Here is a 15,110-nt window from a genome sequence, read left to right as displayed (position 1 = left end):
TCCTCAGCGGTTTTCGAGCTGCTCCAGCAGCAAGCGTGCGGGCAGCGTCAGTGTCCCGAGGCCCAGCCGGGCCGGGACCCCGTCTTCGTCGGCCGTCACCAGCCGGTTCTCCAGCTTCTCGAGCAGGCGGCGGCATTCGCCGAGCTCGACGGGTTCGCCGGCGGTCGCGACGGCCTGGACGGCCCCGCCCAGGTGGTGCATCAGGTCGGCCAGCGCATCCCGCGCGTCGGGCCAGGGGTACTCGAACGGGTGCTCCCGGCGGCCGGTGGTGGTCGTCCGCACGGCGGCGACCAGCTGGGACATCGCGGGCCACAGCCCGATGAGCGTCCGAAGCGGACGTTCGTGGCGCGCCCCGGCGGAGGGCCGCCCGCGGCGCAGGTTGAGCAGCCGCCCTTCCCGCGTCAGCCCGACGGCTTCTTCGGCGGCCAGCACCTGGCTGCGGGCGTCCCGCACCCGGGACGTCAGGCCGTCGAGGTCTTCGGGCGGCTCGTCCTGGCGGATCAGGTCGGACATCGTTTCGAGCAGGCCCGCGAGGGCCTTCCCGAGCCGCCCGGCGGCCGCGGCGAGCCGTTCGCCGTAGAGGGGCGGCAGGATCAGCGTGTTGACGGCGACGCCGATGGCCGCACCGAGCGCGGTTTCGAGCAGGCGGTCGCCGAGCAGGACGGGCTCGCGCGCGGTGCCGTAGGAGACGACGAGCATGCCGGTGACACCGACCCAGACGCCGGCATCGCCGAACCGCCGCCAGCTGCCGGCGAGCAGCCCGAGGAAGACGACGACGGCAAGCGCCACGGCCTGCGACGGGATGAGCTGCCCGGCGACGGCGGCGAGCAGGACACCGGAGGCCACGGAGCCGACCTGCTGCAGCCACCCCCGCAGCGACCGGTAGACGGTGGCTTCGACGAGGAAGACGGCGGCGTAGGGGGCGAGGAAGGGCTGCGGAAGCCGCAGGACGAGCGTGGCGAGCAACCAGGCGGCGGTCGCGGCGAAGGTGGCCTTGGCGCTCTGGACGAGGATCCGCTGCTCCCGCCCGGGAACGCGGACGGCGCGGGCGAACCAGCCGATCGGCGTGCGGTCGTGGTGTTCGTCGGCTTCGGGGGCGGCGAGGACTGCGGCGCGGGTCCGCAGCATGCCGACGAACCGGCCGGCCGCGGACGGGCGACGCCGGCCTCGGTCGGTACGGGAGCTCCCGCCCGGCCGCGCCGGCCCGGCACCATCCGCCGCCGCCGTGCCGCCGCCGCTTCCCGTCTCCCCCGGCCGATCCTCGCCTCTCCCCCGCTCCTCCGTCATGCCGGCGGCGCGATGTGCACGAGCTTCGTCTGCGTCATCTCGTCCAGCAGTTCCGGCCCATACCCGTACCCGCTCCCGCTCCGCCCGCGCGGGTGCGCCGCCCCGCCCGGGGCGCCGCCGAACACGTTGTTCACCTTCACCGTCCCCGCCGGCAGTTCGCGCCACGCGCGCTGGGAGTGGGCCATCGATGCCGTCAGCACCGTCGCCGCCAAGCCGTACTCACCCTTTGCCGCCTCGGTGAGTCCGTCGTCGAAGCTCTCCACCACCTGCACCGGGGCCACCGGGCCGAACGTCTCCTCCGTCATCACCCGCAGCTCCGGCCCGCAGCCGGTCAGCACCGTCGCCGGGTAGTGCGCGCCGGGACCGTCCGGGGTGAAGCCGCCCGTCAGCACCTTCGCGCCGCGCGACACCGCGTCCGCCACGTGGGAATGCACGTGGTCTCGGTGCCGCCGGTCCACCAGCGGGGCCAGGGTGCGTGCCTCGGCTTCCTTCACCAGCGCCGCCAGGAACGGCTCGGCGATCGCCGAACACACGTAGATCCGCTCCACCGCGACGCAGATCTGCCCCGAGTTGGCGAACGACCCCAGCGCCGCCTGGCCTGCCGCCCACACCGGGTCGACGTCCTCGTCGATCACCAGCGGGTCGTTGCCGCCGTTCTCCAGCAGGGTCTTCGCGCCCGTCGCGGCCGCGCTCGCCGCGATCGACCGGCCGGTCGCCGTGCTGCCGACGTGGGCGATGAGGTCGACGTCGGACCGCATGGCCAGCAGCGCGCCGACCCCGCCGTCGCCCTGCAAGGTCTGCAGCACGCCCTCCGGGAACACGCCGCCCAGCACCTCGCCGAGCAGCTGCCCGGTGTGCGGTGCGCGTTCGCTCGGCTTGTGCACCACCGTGTTCCCGGTGGCCAGCGCCGCGCCCAGGAGCCCGCAGGCGACCGCCACCGGGTCGTTCCACGGCGTCAGCGCGACGACGACCCCATACGGCTCGGGCACCATCAGGTCCGTCGCGCCGACGTCGCCGAGCAGGCTGCGGCCGCGGTGGACCGGGCCGAGTTCCGCGTACTGGTCCAGTGTCCCCGCGCCGGCGAGCACGCCTTCGCGGGCTTCGTCGCGCGGTTTCCCCGTCTCGGCTTCGTTCGTCTTCGCCAGTTCGTCGGCGTGCGCCCGCAGCCGGTCCGCCGCGGTGTGCAGCAGCGCGCCGCGCTCGGCGGCCGCGGTCTTCGCCCACGATGTCCGGCGGGCCCGCGCGAGCGCCGCGTCGATTTCGCCGTCGCCCGCGGCCGGCACCGTGCCCACCACGCTGCCGTCGGCCGGGTTCCGGATTTCGATCGTTCCCGCGGTCATCCGCACCTCCTTCTCGTCGCCCGCCGGTTACCCGGGGCAGCGCCCTTCGACACGCCGTTTGGCCCCCACGACCCGGGGTATCCGGTGGCGGTGACGCTCGACTACACCGTGGTGATCCCCACGACAGGCCGGGACACGCTTCGGCCGCTTCTGGAAACCCTGCTCGACGGCCCGGATCCGCGGCCGTCGGAAATCGTCGTCGTCGACGACCGGCCCGGCGGGTCCGGTTTGGACGTCCCCGCCGGTGTCCGCGTGGTCCGCTCCGGCGGGCGCGGACCGGCGGCGGCCCGCAACCTCGGCTGGCGCACGGCGCAGAGCGAGTGGATCGCGTTCGTCGACGACGACGTCGTGCTCGCCCCGGACTGGGCGCGGCAGCTCGAACGCGACCTCGCCGCGCTGCCGCCGGACGTGGCCGCCTCCCAGGGCCGGATCACCGTCCCGCTGCCCGCGGAGCGGCGGCCCACCGACGACGAACGCGGCACCGCGGGCCTCGAGCACGCGCGGTGGATCACCGCGGACATGGCCTACCGGCGCGCCGCGCTCGTCGAAGCGGGCGGCTTCGACGAGCGCTTCCCCCGTGCCTTCCGCGAGGATTCCGACCTCGCGCTGCGCGTCGCCGAAGCCGGGCACCGGATCGACCAGGGCGAACGGCTGACCACGCACCCGGCCCGGCGGGCCGGGTTCTTCTACAGCCTCAAGGCCCAGCGCGGCAACGCCGACAACGCGTTGATGCGGGCCAAGCACGGCGTGCTCTGGCGGCAGCGGACCGGCGCCGGTCCCGGCCGCCTCGGCCTGCACACACTGTCCACAGTGGCCGGTCTGGCCGCGCTCGCCCTGCCGGTGCTGCGGCAGCGCGGGAAGGCGCTGCTCGCGGCCGGCGTCTGGGCCGGGCTGACCGCGGAGTTCGCCACCCGGCGGATCCTGCCGGGCCCGCGCACGCCGGGCGAGGTGGCGCGGATGGTCGTGACCAGCGCCCTGATCCCGCCGGCCGCGTGCTACCACAGGCTGCGCGGGGAGCTCGCGGCCCGCCGGCCGCGGCCACCGGTGGCGGTGCTGTTCGACCGGGACGACACGCTCATCGTCGACGTCCCCTACCTGAACGACCCGGACGGCGTCCGCCCGGTGCCCGGCGCGGTCGAACTGGTGCAGGGCCTGCGCGAGCGCGGCATCCCGGTCGGCGTGGTGAGCAACCAGTCCGGTGTCGCGAAAGGACTGATCACCCCGGAGCAGCTCGACGCGGTGAACGCCAGGGTCCAGGAGCTCTTCGGCCCGTTCGGCACCTGGCAGGTCTGCGTGCACGACGACGGCGACGGCTGCGCGTGCCGCAAACCGGCCCCCGGCATGGTGTTGCGGGCCGCTGGCGAGCTCGGCGTCGACCCCGCGTCCTGTGTGGTCATCGGCGACACCGGCGCCGACGTCGACGCTGCCCTCGCGGCCGGGGCCCGCGCGGTACTGGTGCCGACGCACCGCACGCTCGAGCCCGAAATCGCGAAGGCCCGCCGGCACGCCGCCGTCGCCCGCGACCTGTCCGAGGCGCTGCGTGTCGCCGGGGTCGCCGGATGACCCGGGTGCTCGTCGCCCGCCAGGACAACCTCGGTGACGTCCTGCTCGCCGGGCCCTGCGTCCGCGCGGTCGCCGCGTCCGGCGCGCGGGTGACGCTGCTGACCGGACCGCACGGCCGCGCCGCCGGCGAACTCCTGCCGGGGGTGGCGGAGGTGCTCACCTGGACCGCGCCCTGGATCGACCCCGAACCACCCCCGGTGACCGCCGAGGACACCGGCGCGTTCGTCGGGCTGGTCCGCTCGAAGGCGTTCGACCGCGCGCTGGTCCTGACGTCCTTTCACCAGTCGCCACTGCCCTTGGCCCTGCTGCTGCGGCAGGCCGGGGTGCGGTGGATCGGCGCGATCTCCGAGGACTACCCCGGCAGCTTGCTCGACCTGCGCCACCGGGTCGACGGCGACCCACCGGAGCCGGTCCGCATGCTGTCGCTCGCCGAGGCGGCCGGGTTCGCGCTGCCGCCGGACGACCACGGTGCCCTGGCGCTGCGGCGCCCGCTGCCGGACATGGCCCGGCTGACCGGCGGCGGCGCTTACGTCGTGCTGCACCCCGCGGCCTCGGTGCCCGCCCGCCAGCCGTCGGCGGCGTGGAGCCGCGAGACGGTGCGGGCGCTGGCCGCCGACGGGCACCGGGTGCTCGTGACGGGTGCGCCCTCGGAACGCGCGCTGACCCGCGAAGTGGCCGGGACGGCGGCGGTGGACCTCGGCGGCCGGACGTCACTGGCGGAGCTGGCGGCGGTGCTGTCCGGCGCGCGGGTCGTGGTGGCGCCGAACACCGGACCCGCCCACCTCGCCGCGGCCGCGGGCACCCCGGTGGTGTCGCTGTTCGCCCCGGTGGTGCCGCCCGAGCGGTGGGCGCCCTACGGCGTGCCCACGGTGGTGCTCGGCGACCAGCACGCGCCCTGCCGCGCCACCCGCGCGCGGGTGTGCCCGGTTCCCGGTCACCCGTGCCTGGAGACGATCGACCCCGCCGACGTCTGCCGCGCGGTGACGGCCCTCGCCGTCCCGGGCGTGCGCCCGGACCCCGTGGAGCTGACTCGTTCCTGACGCCGGGCGCCAGGAACGAGTCACGGGGTCAGCCGCCGATCTCCTTGCTCACGCCGCTCGGCCCCTCGTACGTCCGGTCCGGCAGGCGGCGCACGACGTCCAGGGTGCCGGAGTCGGCGCCGTTCTTCTCGGCCGCCCGCACCAGGTCGTCGCGCTTCGCCGGGTAGTCGACGCCGGCCAGGTACTTCTGCAGTTCGATCGGGTTCGGCTTGCTCACGGGAACCCTCCTTCCGTTTCGGGGAACCGCGCGGTTACCCGGCCCGGCCGCCGACACACGTTCAGGACGGCACCGGCTGATCCCCTGCCGGGTGAAGCGGGCGGACCGTGGCGTCCGGGTGGCGCGTCAGCGGCTGCAGGGGCAACGGCGTCGTCTCGCCGAGCTGTTCCAGGTGCCGCAGCAGGATTCCCTCGCGCAGCGCCCAGGGGCAGACCTCGACGCTCGGGACGTCCAGCGCCGACAACGCCACCTCCGCGGCCACCGCGCCGGCCACCACCTGCCGCGCCCGCGGCTTCGAAATGCCGCGCAGGCCCGCGCGTTCCGCGGCCGGGACGCGGGCCAGTCGCGGGATCCACCCACGCAGGTCCGCGACCACCAGCTCCCGGGTGACGAACGGGCCCTTGCGCTGGGGCGAGGCACCGGTCAGGCGGGCCAGCTGCTTGAACGTCTTCGACGTCGCGACGACCCGGCGCGGCGGGCCTTCCCAGCGCAGCCGGTCCAGCACCTCCGACAGGGTGTCGCGGACGTGCCGGCGCAGCGCCTTGAGCTGCCGCCGCGTCGGCGGGTCGGCGGTGAGGAACTCGCGGGTGAGCCGGCCGGCGCCCAGCGGGAGCGAGACGGCCAGCTCGGGCTCGACGTCCCGGCCGAGCACCAGCTCCATCGAGCCGCCGCCGATGTCGATCAGCAGCAGCCGCCCGGCCGACCAGCCGTACCAGCGGCGGGCCGCGAAGTACGTCAGCCGGGCCTCCTGCTCGCCGGAGAGGAACTGCGGCCGGATCCCGGCCCCGGCCTGGATGTGGTCGATCACCTCGTCGCGGTTGACCGCGTCGCGGACCGCCGCGGTGACGAACGGGTAGAGCTGGTCGACGCCGAGCCGCACCGCCGCGTCCACCGCCTGCCCGACCGCGGCGGTCACCCGCTCGATCCCGGTGTCGCTCAGCGTCCCGTCGGGCAGCAGTTCCTCGGCCAGCAGCGTCGGTGCCTTGACCGCGTGCGCCGGGAGCGGTGGCGCCCCGGCCGACACGTCCACCACCTGCAGCTGAGCGGAGTTCGACCCGATGTCCAGCACGGCCAGTCTCATCCGGACGGCATACCCCGCGGCCACCGCGTTTAGTCGCCGGAGGGGGTGGTAGCCGACCGGGGACGAAAGGAGATCCTCGTGTCGCTCCCGGCTCCGCTGCCCGCCGAAGCCCCTTCGCCGAGGCGCGCCGTCGTCACCGGCGCCGACTCCGGCATCGGCCGCGCCGTGGCGGCCGCTCTCGCCGGCGGCGGCCTGGACGTCGGCATCACCTACCACTCGGACGCCGAGGGGGCCGAGGAGACCGCCAAGGAGGCCCGGTCGCGCGGGGTTGGTGCGTACGTGCGGCAGCTCGACCTGACCGGCCTGCCCGCCGCGGCCGACGTCATCGATGCGTTCGCCGACGACCTCGGCGGGATCGACGTCCTGGTCAACTGCTCCGGCACGGGCAGCAGCGAGCTCGCGGTGGACCTCGACTACGAAAAGTGGCGTCAGGTCCTCGACGTCGACCTCGACGGCGTCTTCCTGCTTTCGCAGCGGGCGGCCCGGCACATGATCGACGCCGGGCGCGGCGGCCGGATCATCACCATCACCAGCGTCCACGAGCACGTCCCGCGGGTCGGCGCCGCGCCCTACTGCGCCGCGAAGGCCGGGGCGGGCGCGCTGACCCAGGTGCTCGCGCTGGAGCTGGCCGAGCACGGCATCACGGTGAACTCGGTGGCACCCGGCGAGATCTCCACGCCGATGACCGGCCAGACCGACGCCGATCCGCGCGAACAGGACCGGCCCGGCATCCCGCTCGGCCGTCCCGGCCACGCGGCCGAGGTGGCGGCCGCGGTCGCGTTCCTGGCCACCCCGGCGGCCGGCTACATCACCGGCACGTCGCTGGTCGTCGACGGCGGCCTGCTGCTGATGGGGGCCCAGCACGGGACCGCCTACCGCGGGCACGACTGGCGCTCCCCCTGAGACCAGGGACCCGCGTCCTGGCTGCAGGGACCGGCGCGGGCCCCGGCCGCGGGCCGGGCGGCGGCTTCCCAGCCCGCCGTCCGGCCCCTTCCACTTGTCCGTTTTCCGCAGGCGTGCCGGGGTATCCGGCCGGGGAGGGAAGGAGCACCCCATGTCTTCTGCCGAATTCCGGCCTTCCGCGGAACCACGCACCCGCGCCGCGTCCTGGCTCCGCCCGGTCGTCGCCGTCATCGGGCTGCTGTACCTCGCGCTGGGGATCGCCGGGTTCCTGACCCCGGAAACCGCCGCGGTCGGCCACGAGACCAGCCGCGCCGTCTGGATCTTCAGCGTCACCCCGCTGCTCAACCTGGTCCACACGGCGGTGGGGGTGCTCGGGCTGCTCGCGGCGACCCGGCGCACCGGGGCGATCATCTACTGCTGGGTACTGTTCGTCGGCTTCACCGGGATGACCGCCTACGGCATCCTCGCCACCGCGTTCGTCAACCCCGAGGACCCGATCAACCTGAACTGGGCGGACAACTGGCTGCACGGACTGACCGCGGTCGCCGCGCTGGTGCTGGGCATCGTCGCGGCGCGGGCGGTCAACCGGAACCGGGTCGCCGCACGCTGAGCACGGCCGTTTCGGTGGCCGGACACCGGGTAGCCGGGGAAGAACACCGCGTCAAGGAGGTTGCCATGCACCGCGAGAGCGATCAGCATTCACCGCGCGAGGACGACGCCCGGAAAGCCGAGCTGCGCGGGACCCTGCAGGGCAACGGCCCGTCCCGCGCCGAGGACTGGCGCGACCCCGAACTCCCGGCCGACGACGAACTCGACGTCCCGCCCGTTGGCGGCGGCGCATGACCACGACCGAGGCCGTCGTCGTGCACTACCGGCTGCACGCGGATTTCGCCGGACCCGCGTGGCTGCACCGGATCCTGGGCCCGCGGGCCGGGCTGGACCTGGACGCGGCGGGGCTGCGCGTCCGGTTCGGACCGTGGCTGGTGGAGACCCCGCTGAGCAACCTGGCCGGTGCCGAAGCCACCGGCCCGTACCACCCGCTGCGGGTGCTGGGCCCCCGGCTGTCCCTCGCCGATCGCGGCCTGACCTTCGGGACGACGACGCAGGGCGGCGTGTGCCTGCGGTTCCGGGAGCCGGTCCGGGGCATCGACCCGTGGGGCCGCATCCGCCACCCGGGCCTGACGGTGACGGTGTCCGAGCCGGTGCTGGTCGCCGAAGCCGTGAACCGGATCGTGGCGGGCGCATGACGCGGGCGCGCGTGCTGGCCGTGGCGGTCGACTGCCGCAAACCGGAGCTGCTGGCCGAGTTCTGGGCCCAGGCGCTGGGCAACGCGAAGACCCGCACGTGAACCGACTCGCACGGGCTGACCTACCACCAGGTCGACTTCCCCGACGGGTCGGCGCTGTTGTTCCAGCCGGTGCCCGAGGAGAAGACGGTCAAGAACCGGCTGCACCTGGACCTGGCTCCGGTGCGGGGCGACCAGCGGGCCGAAGTCGAGCGGTTGGTGATGCTGGGCGCGAAGGTCCTCGACGACCCGCCCGACGACCCGTGGATCGTGCTCGCGGACCCGGAGGGCAACGAGTTCTGCGTACTGCCGGCGCGGTGACTCAGGGCCGGCCGACGGGGTCACCCGCGTAGGCGGCCAGGCGTTCGTCGAAGCCGTCCGCGGTGCCGGGTCTGCGGAAGTCCGGCGGGTCCGGGCGGCCCGGGTACTTCTCCCCGTACAAACCTGCCACGAAGTCCACAACGGCCTCGGGTGCGGGCAGGACGTCCTCGCCCAGGTACGCGAGCACGATGACCTCGTCGCCGGTGGCCGACTCGACCGCCGCGGCCCAGCCGTCGCGCTCGTCCCAGAGCAGGGCCGTTTCGTGGTGCGGGAAGCGGGCGAGCCGTCGCTCGAGTGCGACGTACGCGCCGGCCGGGACGTCCACCTCGCAGAACCACGCGGGCGCGTCCAGCTTGGCCGCGACGGCCAGCAGGTACTGCCGCAGCCCGCGCGCTGCCGCGCCGAGCCCGTCCCGTTCGCTCATCCCGCTCCCGCCTCTTCGGTCGGTGCCCCCATCGGGTGATACCCCGTCACCCACCCGGTCAACCTGGGGCGCCCCGGGTGGAGCAGCGCGTCACCGGGCCGGCTGCGGCGACGGGCGCCGCGAAGACGAGCTTCCGGGGAAGAGCCGCGCGGAGATCGCGCAGCGCCGCCGTCGCAGTGACGCCGGTCGCGAGCCCGTCGTCGACCAGGAGGACGTCCCGGCCGGTGAGAGCGGCCGGTGCTTCGGCCAGCCGCGCGGCGGTCAGCCTCAGCGCGCGCAAGCCGGCTTCGTCGTGGATCGCCGGGTCGTCCGGGGTCACCGCGCCGACGCCGTACTCGCGGCGGCCTGGCGCGCCGATCTTGCGGGCGACCGCCACGTTCGGTCCGGCGCCCAGCCGCCGCGCGACGACGGCGGCCACCGGCACCCCGCCGCGGGCCGGCCCGAGCACGACCGGGTCGGCCCAGGACCGGCTCCGCAGTTCATCCGCGAGCCGGCAGCCGCCGTCCTCCCGGTCGGCGAAGATCCGCATCGGTCACGGGCGCCACTCGTCGTGCCAGTCCGGGTGGGCTTCGTACACCGACGCGATCAGCTTGACCGAGGCGTCGTCGTGGGCGTCGCGGATCTCACGGCGCAGGAACTCGGCCTTCTCCGCGAACGGCACCGGGTGCCGGTCCTCCATCGCCTCGACCGGCCCGCCGGCGAGGATCAGCCCGTCGCCGTCGTCGGCGTACATGATCCGCAGCCGCCCGCGGCGTTCGGCCTCGTCGATCAGCGGCAGTTCGCCGGCCCGGACGCGCTCTTCGTCCTCCGCGAGCCGGGCGAGCACGAATTCGTCGAGTTTCGCGGTCGTCGTGTCGTCGAGGTTCGTCATGGGCCGGGGATACCCGCGCGGCCACGGCCTCAAGCGTCCGCGCGGCTCACCTTCCCGGCCACCGCGCGCCGTCGGCGGCGGGGAATTCCTGTCCGCAACCTGTCTCGCAAAGGACTGGACCAATAATATCGGCACCGGAAAATGGGGAGCATCGCCCTTCAGCGCGGAAGGTGACTGATGCACTTCCTCATTCCCCTGCTGTCCCTCGTTCTGGCCGCAACGCCGACCGCCACACCGGCCACGGCCGCCGCGACGATCTGCAACAAGTACTGCGACGCCCGGGATCCCGCGTCGTCGCCGGGTGACCGCGAAGGCCCCACCACCGGTGTCGGCGGTCGCCGGATCGCCCTGCACCTCGACGACGGTGACGCCATGGGCTGGGCGGCGATCACCGGAGGTGCGGCAGGCGACCACGTCTGGCTGGACCGCTCCTTCGACGCCGGGCGCACCTGGGCGTCGGGCAGCAAGCTCGGCGACACCGCCACGCCGTCCGGCGCGACGGGCTGGCGAACCCTGATGTACAACGCCGACGACTGGGCGAACAAGGGCGTCGGCCTGCTGCGGGCGTGCGGGCAGCCCGCGGGGTCCGGCACGATCGCCTGCACCGGCTGGGCGCGTCCGACGTGGAACGCCTGGGACCGCCGGACGGCGGCCGCGACGGCACTGATGGAGCGGTACAACCTCGGCACCGGCCTGTTCGACACGACGGGGTGGTGGAACTCGGCGAACGCGCTCACCGCGGTCATCGACAACATCCGGATCAGCGGCATGGGCAGCTACCGCTACGCGATCGACACGACGTACACGAAGAACCTCGCCGCCCAGGGTGGCCAGTTCCGCAACGACTACCTCGACGACACCGGGTGGTGGGGTCTGGCGTGGGTGGACGCCTACGACCTGACCGGCGACGGCAAGTACCTGAACACCGCCCGCGCCGACGCCGACCACATGTTCGCCTACTGGGACGGCGTCTGCGGCGGCGGGGTGTGGTGGAGCACGAGCCGCACCTACAAGAACGCCATCCCGAACTCGCTGTACATCCAGCTGAACGCGGCTCTGCACAACCGCATCCCGGGCGACACGGTGTACCTGGGGCGGGCCCGGGCGGGCTGGTCCTGGTTCGCCGGCAGCGGGATGATCAACGGCTCCAACCTGGTCAACGACGGTCTGACCTCGGCCTGCGCCAACAACGGCCAGGCGGTGTGGTCGTACAACCAGGGCGTGCCGCTGGCGGCGCTGGTGGAGCTCTCCCGCGCCACCGGCGACACGAGCCTGCTGACGAAGGCCCGCACGATGGCGAACGCGTCGACGACGAACGCGAGCCTGAACCCGGGCGGCATCCTCCGCGACCCGGGTGAGACGGCGGGCGGCGGCGCGGACGGCCCGACGTTCAAGGGCGTGTACGCCCGGGACCTGGCGGTACTCAACGCGGCCCTGTCGGACCACCCGTACACGGCCTACCTGCAGCGCCAGGCGAATTCGGCGTACGCGAACGACCGCAACAGCGCCGACGCCTACGGCCTGCTCTGGGCCGGCCCGCTCGACCAGACCGACGCGGCCCGCCAGCAAAGCGCCCTGGACCTGATGAACGCGGCCCCCTGACGAAACCCGGAACCCGCGTGATCAGAACCCGAACCCGCGTGACCAAAGCCGGATCTCGCGTGATCGGAGCCGGAACCGGCGAGTTCCGGCCCCGATCACGCGAGTCACGGGTTCAATCACGCGGGTTACGGGTCAGAGGGTCTTCTCCAGGCGGCCGGCGAGCAGCTTGATGAACCGGGACGGGTCGGCCAGCTCGCCGCCTTCGGCGAGCAGGGCCATGCCGTAGAGGAGCTCGGCCGTCTCGGCCAGGCCTTCGTCTTCCGGGCGGGCCGCGTGTGCCTCGCGCAGCCCGGTGACCAGCGCGTGCTCCGGGTTGAGCTCGAGGATGCGCTTGATCGGCGGCAGCTCCTGCCCCATCGCGCGGTACATCTTCTCCAGCGTCGGGGTCAGGTCGTGGGTGTCACCGACGATGCAGGCCGGCGACGTCGTCAGCCGCGACGACAGGCGGACCTCCTTGACCGTCTCGCCCAGCGCCGTGCCCATCCAGGTCAGCAGGCTCTCGAAGTCCTTGTTCTGCTGTTCGCGGGCGACCTCGGTGGCCTTCTTGTCCTCTTCCGACTCGAGGTCGACCTGGCCCTTGGCGATCGACTGGAACTGCTTGCCGTCGAAGCCCGGCACCGCATCGACCCACATCTCGTCGATCGGGTCGGTCAGCACCAGCACCTCGTAGCCCTTGGCGCGGAACGCTTCCATGTGCGGCGAGTTCTCGATCGCGGACCGCGATTCGCCGGTCATGTAGTAGATGTGCTCCTGGCCGTCCTTCATCCGCGAGACGTAGTCGCGCAGGGAAGTCGGCTTCTCGCTGTCGTGCGTCGAGGCGAACGAGGAGATCTCGAGGATGGCTTCGCGGTTCTCGAAGTCGTCGAGCAGGCCCTCCTTGACCGCGCGGCCGAACTCGCGCCAGAACGTCGCGTACTTCTCGGCGTCGGCGGTCATCATCGTCTTGACCGTCGAGAGGACCTTCTTCACCAGGCGACGGCGGATCAGCTGGATCTGCCTGTCCTGCTGCAGGATTTCCCGCGAGACGTTGAGCGAGAGGTCCTGGGCGTCGACGACGCCCTTGACGAACCGCAGGTACTCCGGCACCAGCGACTCGCAGTCGTCCATGATGAAGACGCGCTTGACGTAGAGCTGCACGCCGCGCTTGCGCTCGCGCAGGAACAGGTCCATCGGCGCGTGCGAGGGCAGGAACAGCAGCGCCTGGTACTCGAACGTGCCCTCGGCCTGCAGCCGGATGGTCTCCAGCGGGTCCTGCCAGTCGTGGCTGACGTGCTTGTAGAACTCGTGGTACTCGTCCTCGGTGACCTCGCTCGACGAGCGCGCCCACAGCGCCTTCATCGAGTTGACGGTCTCGACCTCGGCGTCTTCACCCTCGCCCTTCATGCGGATGGGCCAGGTGATGAAGTCGGAGTACCGCTTGACGATCTCGCGGATCTTCGCCGCGGACGTGTAGTCGTAGAGGTGGTCTTCGGTGTCCTCGGGCTTGAGGTGCAGGGTGACCGCGGTGCCCTGGGGCGCGTCCTCGACCGGCTGGATCGTGTAGGTGCCTTCGCCGCTCGACTCCCAGCGGACACCCTCGTCGGTGCCCGCGCGGCGCGTCACCAGGGTGACCTTGTCCGCGACCATGAAGCTCGCGTAGAACCCGACGCCGAACTGCCCGATCAGGTCCTGCGACGCCGCCGCGTCCTTGGCCTCCTTCAGCTTGGTCAGGAAGTCCGCGGTGCCCGACTTGGCGATCGTCCCGATCAGGGCGACCACCTCGTCACGGGTCATGCCGATGCCGTTGTCGCGGACGGTGAGGGTGCGCGCCTCCGGGTCGGTCTCGATCGTGATGTGCAGGTCGGAGGTGTCCGCTTCGAGGTCCTTGTCGCGGTACGACTCCAGCCGCAGCTTGTCGAGGGCGTCGGAGGCGTTGGACACCAGTTCCCGCAGGAACGTGTCCTTGTTCGAATAGATCGAATGGATCATCAGCTGGAGCAGCTGACGCGCTTCCGACTGGAACTCCAGCGTCTCGATCGGGGCAGTCACTTCCATTCCTTCCGCGTGTCCGACGGCCGAGGTTGGGTCGATCCTACCGAGCGGCTCCGACAGATCCGCTCGCGCACTTTATGAACGCAATGGCGCGCCCGGCGGCTCCCGGTGTGATGCTGACCACGCCCTGCTGTCGATCAAGGAGGATCGAGTGCCCGGACGCTTCACCCGGTGGGCGGCCACGTTCGCCGCGGCCTGTGCCCTGACCACCGCCTTCGCCGCGCCCGCCGCCGCGGCCGGCGTCGCCGACCACCCCGTCCGCACCACCGGCTGCGGCCGTCCCGCGGGCTTCCCGGCCGGGGTGACGACCACCCGGCACGTCACCTCGGGCGGCCTGGACCGCGAGTACACCGTCCACCTGCCCGCCCGCTACGACCCCCACCGGCCGTACCCGCTGGTGCTGTCCTTCCACGGGCACAAGCGCACGTCGCAGTACCAGGAGGAGCTGTCCGGCTTCTCGGCGCTGGACGCGATCGCGGTCTACCCGCAGGGCCTGATCGGCACCGACGGCGAGTCCGCGTGGACCGGGGCGCCCTACTCGGCCGCCGCGGACGACGTGCTGTTCACCAGCGACCTGCTGACCGCGCTGCAGCGCACCCTGTGCGTCGACAACCGGCGGATCTACGCGGCGGGCAAGTCCAACGGCGGCGGGTTCGTCGGCGTGCTCGCCTGCCGCCTGCCCGGCCGCATCGCCGCGTTCGCGCCGGTGTCCGGCGCGTTCTACCCGCAGGGCGGCGCCTGCCACCCGAGCCGATCGGTGCCGATCCTCGACTTCCACGGCACCGCCGACACGACCATCCCCTACGACGGCAACCCGGCGAAGGGCCTGCCGTCGATCCCCGATTGGCTGGCCGCTTGGTCCACAAGGGACGGTTGCCGGCCGGACCCGGTGTCGTGGACGCCGGTCGCCGGGGTGGTCGCCGAGAAGTGGCTCGGCTGCGACCGGCGCGGTGCCCTCGAGCACTACCGCGTGGAAGGGGCCGGGCACGTCTGGCCGAGCACCCGGCCCAACAATGACTCCGCGACGCCGACGGTGATCGACGCAACCCCGGTCATCTGGCGGTTCTTCCGCAGCCATCCCCTGCGGTGAAACACGATTGACGCAGGTCAAGCCACTCGGCGACGATGTTGCGCACAAGTTTTCC

The 15,110-nt window shown here is 73.1% G+C and carries 15 protein-coding genes and 2 pseudogenes; 9 read left to right on the top strand and 8 right to left on the bottom strand.

Translation table 11 applies throughout. The annotated features are described in order from the left end of the window. Nucleotides 1–3 precede the first annotated feature (3 nt). Together ABZX11_RS34970 and ABZX11_RS34965 are read right to left on the bottom strand one after the other, a co-directional pair. On the bottom strand, nt 4–1,128 hold the full coding sequence (locus ABZX11_RS34970; protein WP_354921297.1) for an FUSC family protein: 1,125 nt from the start codon (nt 1,126–1,128) through the stop codon (nt 4–6). A 155-nt stretch (nt 1,129–1,283) separates the two neighbouring features. Next, on the bottom strand, nt 1,284–2,627 hold the full coding sequence (locus tag ABZX11_RS34965) for an aldehyde dehydrogenase family protein (RefSeq protein ID WP_354921294.1): 1,344 nt from the start codon (nt 2,625–2,627) through the stop codon (nt 1,284–1,286). An 84-nt stretch (nt 2,628–2,711) separates the two neighbouring features. On the opposite strand from ABZX11_RS34965, the gene ABZX11_RS34960 reads away from it, so the two are divergent. Both ABZX11_RS34960 and ABZX11_RS34955 read left to right on the top strand, forming a co-directional pair. Further along, nucleotides 2,712–4,190, top strand: a complete 1,479-nt coding sequence (locus tag ABZX11_RS34960) for an HAD-IIIA family hydrolase (RefSeq protein ID WP_354921291.1) — start codon at nt 2,712–2,714, stop codon at nt 4,188–4,190. Continuing rightward, nucleotides 4,187–5,230 (top strand): glycosyltransferase family 9 protein, encoded by a 1,044-nt coding sequence (locus tag ABZX11_RS34955; RefSeq protein WP_354921288.1) that lies wholly within the window; start codon nt 4,187–4,189, stop codon nt 5,228–5,230. Before ABZX11_RS34960 ends, ABZX11_RS34955 begins: the two co-directional genes overlap by 4 nt. Nucleotides 5,231–5,258: 28 nt before the next feature. Here ABZX11_RS34955 and ABZX11_RS34950 read toward each other — a convergent pair whose 3' ends face one another. Beyond that, entirely contained in the window at nt 5,259–5,447 is a 189-nt protein-coding gene (locus ABZX11_RS34950; RefSeq protein WP_176169990.1) for a DUF2795 domain-containing protein, read from the bottom strand. 61 nt (nt 5,448–5,508) lie between these two features. Then, nucleotides 5,509–6,528, bottom strand: coding sequence for a hypothetical protein (locus ABZX11_RS34945; RefSeq protein WP_354921285.1), 1,020 nt, complete (start codon nt 6,526–6,528; stop codon nt 5,509–5,511). 78 nt (nt 6,529–6,606) lie between these two features. On the opposite strand from ABZX11_RS34945, the gene ABZX11_RS34940 reads away from it, so the two are divergent. From ABZX11_RS34940 to ABZX11_RS34920, 5 genes and pseudogenes are all read left to right on the top strand, one after another. Beyond that, nucleotides 6,607–7,431: an SDR family oxidoreductase gene (locus tag ABZX11_RS34940; RefSeq protein WP_176169992.1), complete on the top strand. Its 825-nt coding sequence runs from the start codon at nt 6,607–6,609 to the stop codon at nt 7,429–7,431. 151 nt (nt 7,432–7,582) lie between these two features. Continuing rightward, entirely contained in the window at nt 7,583–8,041 is a 459-nt protein-coding gene (locus tag ABZX11_RS34935; protein ID WP_354921282.1) for a DUF4383 domain-containing protein, read from the top strand. Nucleotides 8,042–8,106: 65 nt separating this feature from the next. Then, on the top strand, nt 8,107–8,274 hold the full coding sequence (locus ABZX11_RS34930; protein ID WP_354921279.1) for a hypothetical protein: 168 nt from the start codon (nt 8,107–8,109) through the stop codon (nt 8,272–8,274). Next, nucleotides 8,271–8,678 (top strand): hypothetical protein, encoded by a 408-nt coding sequence (locus ABZX11_RS34925; RefSeq protein ID WP_176169995.1) that lies wholly within the window; start codon nt 8,271–8,273, stop codon nt 8,676–8,678. Before ABZX11_RS34930 ends, ABZX11_RS34925 begins: the two co-directional genes overlap by 4 nt. Continuing rightward, nucleotides 8,675–9,037: pseudogene (locus ABZX11_RS34920) on the top strand (VOC family protein). The gene ABZX11_RS34925 and the pseudogene ABZX11_RS34920 overlap by 4 nt, the downstream one beginning before the upstream one ends. 1 nt (nt 9,038) lies before the next feature. Here ABZX11_RS34920 and ABZX11_RS34915 read toward each other — a convergent pair. From ABZX11_RS34915 to ABZX11_RS34905, 3 genes and pseudogenes are all read right to left on the bottom strand, one after another. Next, entirely contained in the window at nt 9,039–9,461 is a 423-nt protein-coding gene (locus tag ABZX11_RS34915) for a DUF6292 family protein (RefSeq protein WP_354921276.1), read from the bottom strand. A 97-nt stretch (nt 9,462–9,558) separates the two neighbouring features. Next, nucleotides 9,559–9,990 (bottom strand): annotated as a pseudogene (locus ABZX11_RS34910) (phosphoribosyltransferase family protein); the annotation flags it as partial. Nucleotides 9,991–9,993: 3 nt separating this feature from the next. Continuing rightward, on the bottom strand, nt 9,994–10,332 hold the full coding sequence (locus ABZX11_RS34905; protein ID WP_176169998.1) for a hypothetical protein: 339 nt from the start codon (nt 10,330–10,332) through the stop codon (nt 9,994–9,996). 177 nt (nt 10,333–10,509) lie between these two features. On the opposite strand from ABZX11_RS34905, the gene ABZX11_RS34900 reads away from it, so the two are divergent. Next, nucleotides 10,510–11,934 (top strand): glycoside hydrolase family 76 protein, encoded by a 1,425-nt coding sequence (locus ABZX11_RS34900; protein WP_354921272.1) that lies wholly within the window; start codon nt 10,510–10,512, stop codon nt 11,932–11,934. A 132-nt stretch (nt 11,935–12,066) separates the two neighbouring features. On the opposite strand, the gene htpG is transcribed toward ABZX11_RS34900, so the two are convergent. Further along, on the bottom strand, nt 12,067–13,962 hold the full coding sequence (htpG, locus tag ABZX11_RS34895; protein WP_176170000.1) for a molecular chaperone HtpG: 1,896 nt from the start codon (nt 13,960–13,962) through the stop codon (nt 12,067–12,069). A 154-nt stretch (nt 13,963–14,116) separates the two neighbouring features. On the opposite strand from htpG, the gene ABZX11_RS34890 reads away from it, so the two are divergent. Then, a complete protein-coding gene (locus ABZX11_RS34890; RefSeq protein ID WP_176170001.1) occupies nt 14,117–15,055 on the top strand; it encodes a ferulic acid esterase in 939 nt (312 codons plus the stop codon). Nucleotides 15,056–15,110 lie beyond the last annotated feature (55 nt).

The organism is Amycolatopsis sp. NPDC004169 (assembly GCF_040610315.1).
Lineage (GTDB): Bacteria > Actinomycetota > Actinomycetes > Mycobacteriales > Pseudonocardiaceae > Amycolatopsis.
The sequence above is the reverse complement of the archived record's forward strand: the minus strand, read 5'-3'. Positions and strand labels throughout refer to the sequence as shown.

Bases quoted from the DNA above. Each gene is read 5' to 3' on its own strand.
- ABZX11_RS34970 (WP_354921297.1), bottom strand. From the start codon at position 1,128: ATGCTGCGGACCCGCGCCGCAGTCCTCGCCGCCCCCGAAGCCGACGAA.
- ABZX11_RS34965 (WP_354921294.1), bottom strand. From the start codon at position 2,627: ATGACCGCGGGAACGATCGAAATCCGGAACCCGGCCGACGGCAGCGTG.
- ABZX11_RS34955 (WP_354921288.1), top strand. From the start codon at position 4,187: ATGACCCGGGTGCTCGTCGCCCGCCAGGACAACCTCGGTGACGTCCTG.
- ABZX11_RS34945 (WP_354921285.1), bottom strand. From the start codon at position 6,528: ATGAGACTGGCCGTGCTGGACATCGGGTCGAACTCCGCTCAGCTGCAG.
- ABZX11_RS34935 (WP_354921282.1), top strand. From the start codon at position 7,583: ATGTCTTCTGCCGAATTCCGGCCTTCCGCGGAACCACGCACCCGCGCC.
- ABZX11_RS34930 (WP_354921279.1), top strand. From the start codon at position 8,107: ATGCACCGCGAGAGCGATCAGCATTCACCGCGCGAGGACGACGCCCGG.
- ABZX11_RS34925 (WP_176169995.1), top strand. From the start codon at position 8,271: ATGACCACGACCGAGGCCGTCGTCGTGCACTACCGGCTGCACGCGGAT.
- ABZX11_RS34915 (WP_354921276.1), bottom strand. From the start codon at position 9,461: ATGAGCGAACGGGACGGGCTCGGCGCGGCAGCGCGCGGGCTGCGGCAG.
- ABZX11_RS34905 (WP_176169998.1), bottom strand. From the start codon at position 10,332: ATGACGAACCTCGACGACACGACGACCGCGAAACTCGACGAATTCGTG.
- ABZX11_RS34900 (WP_354921272.1), top strand. From the start codon at position 10,510: ATGCACTTCCTCATTCCCCTGCTGTCCCTCGTTCTGGCCGCAACGCCG.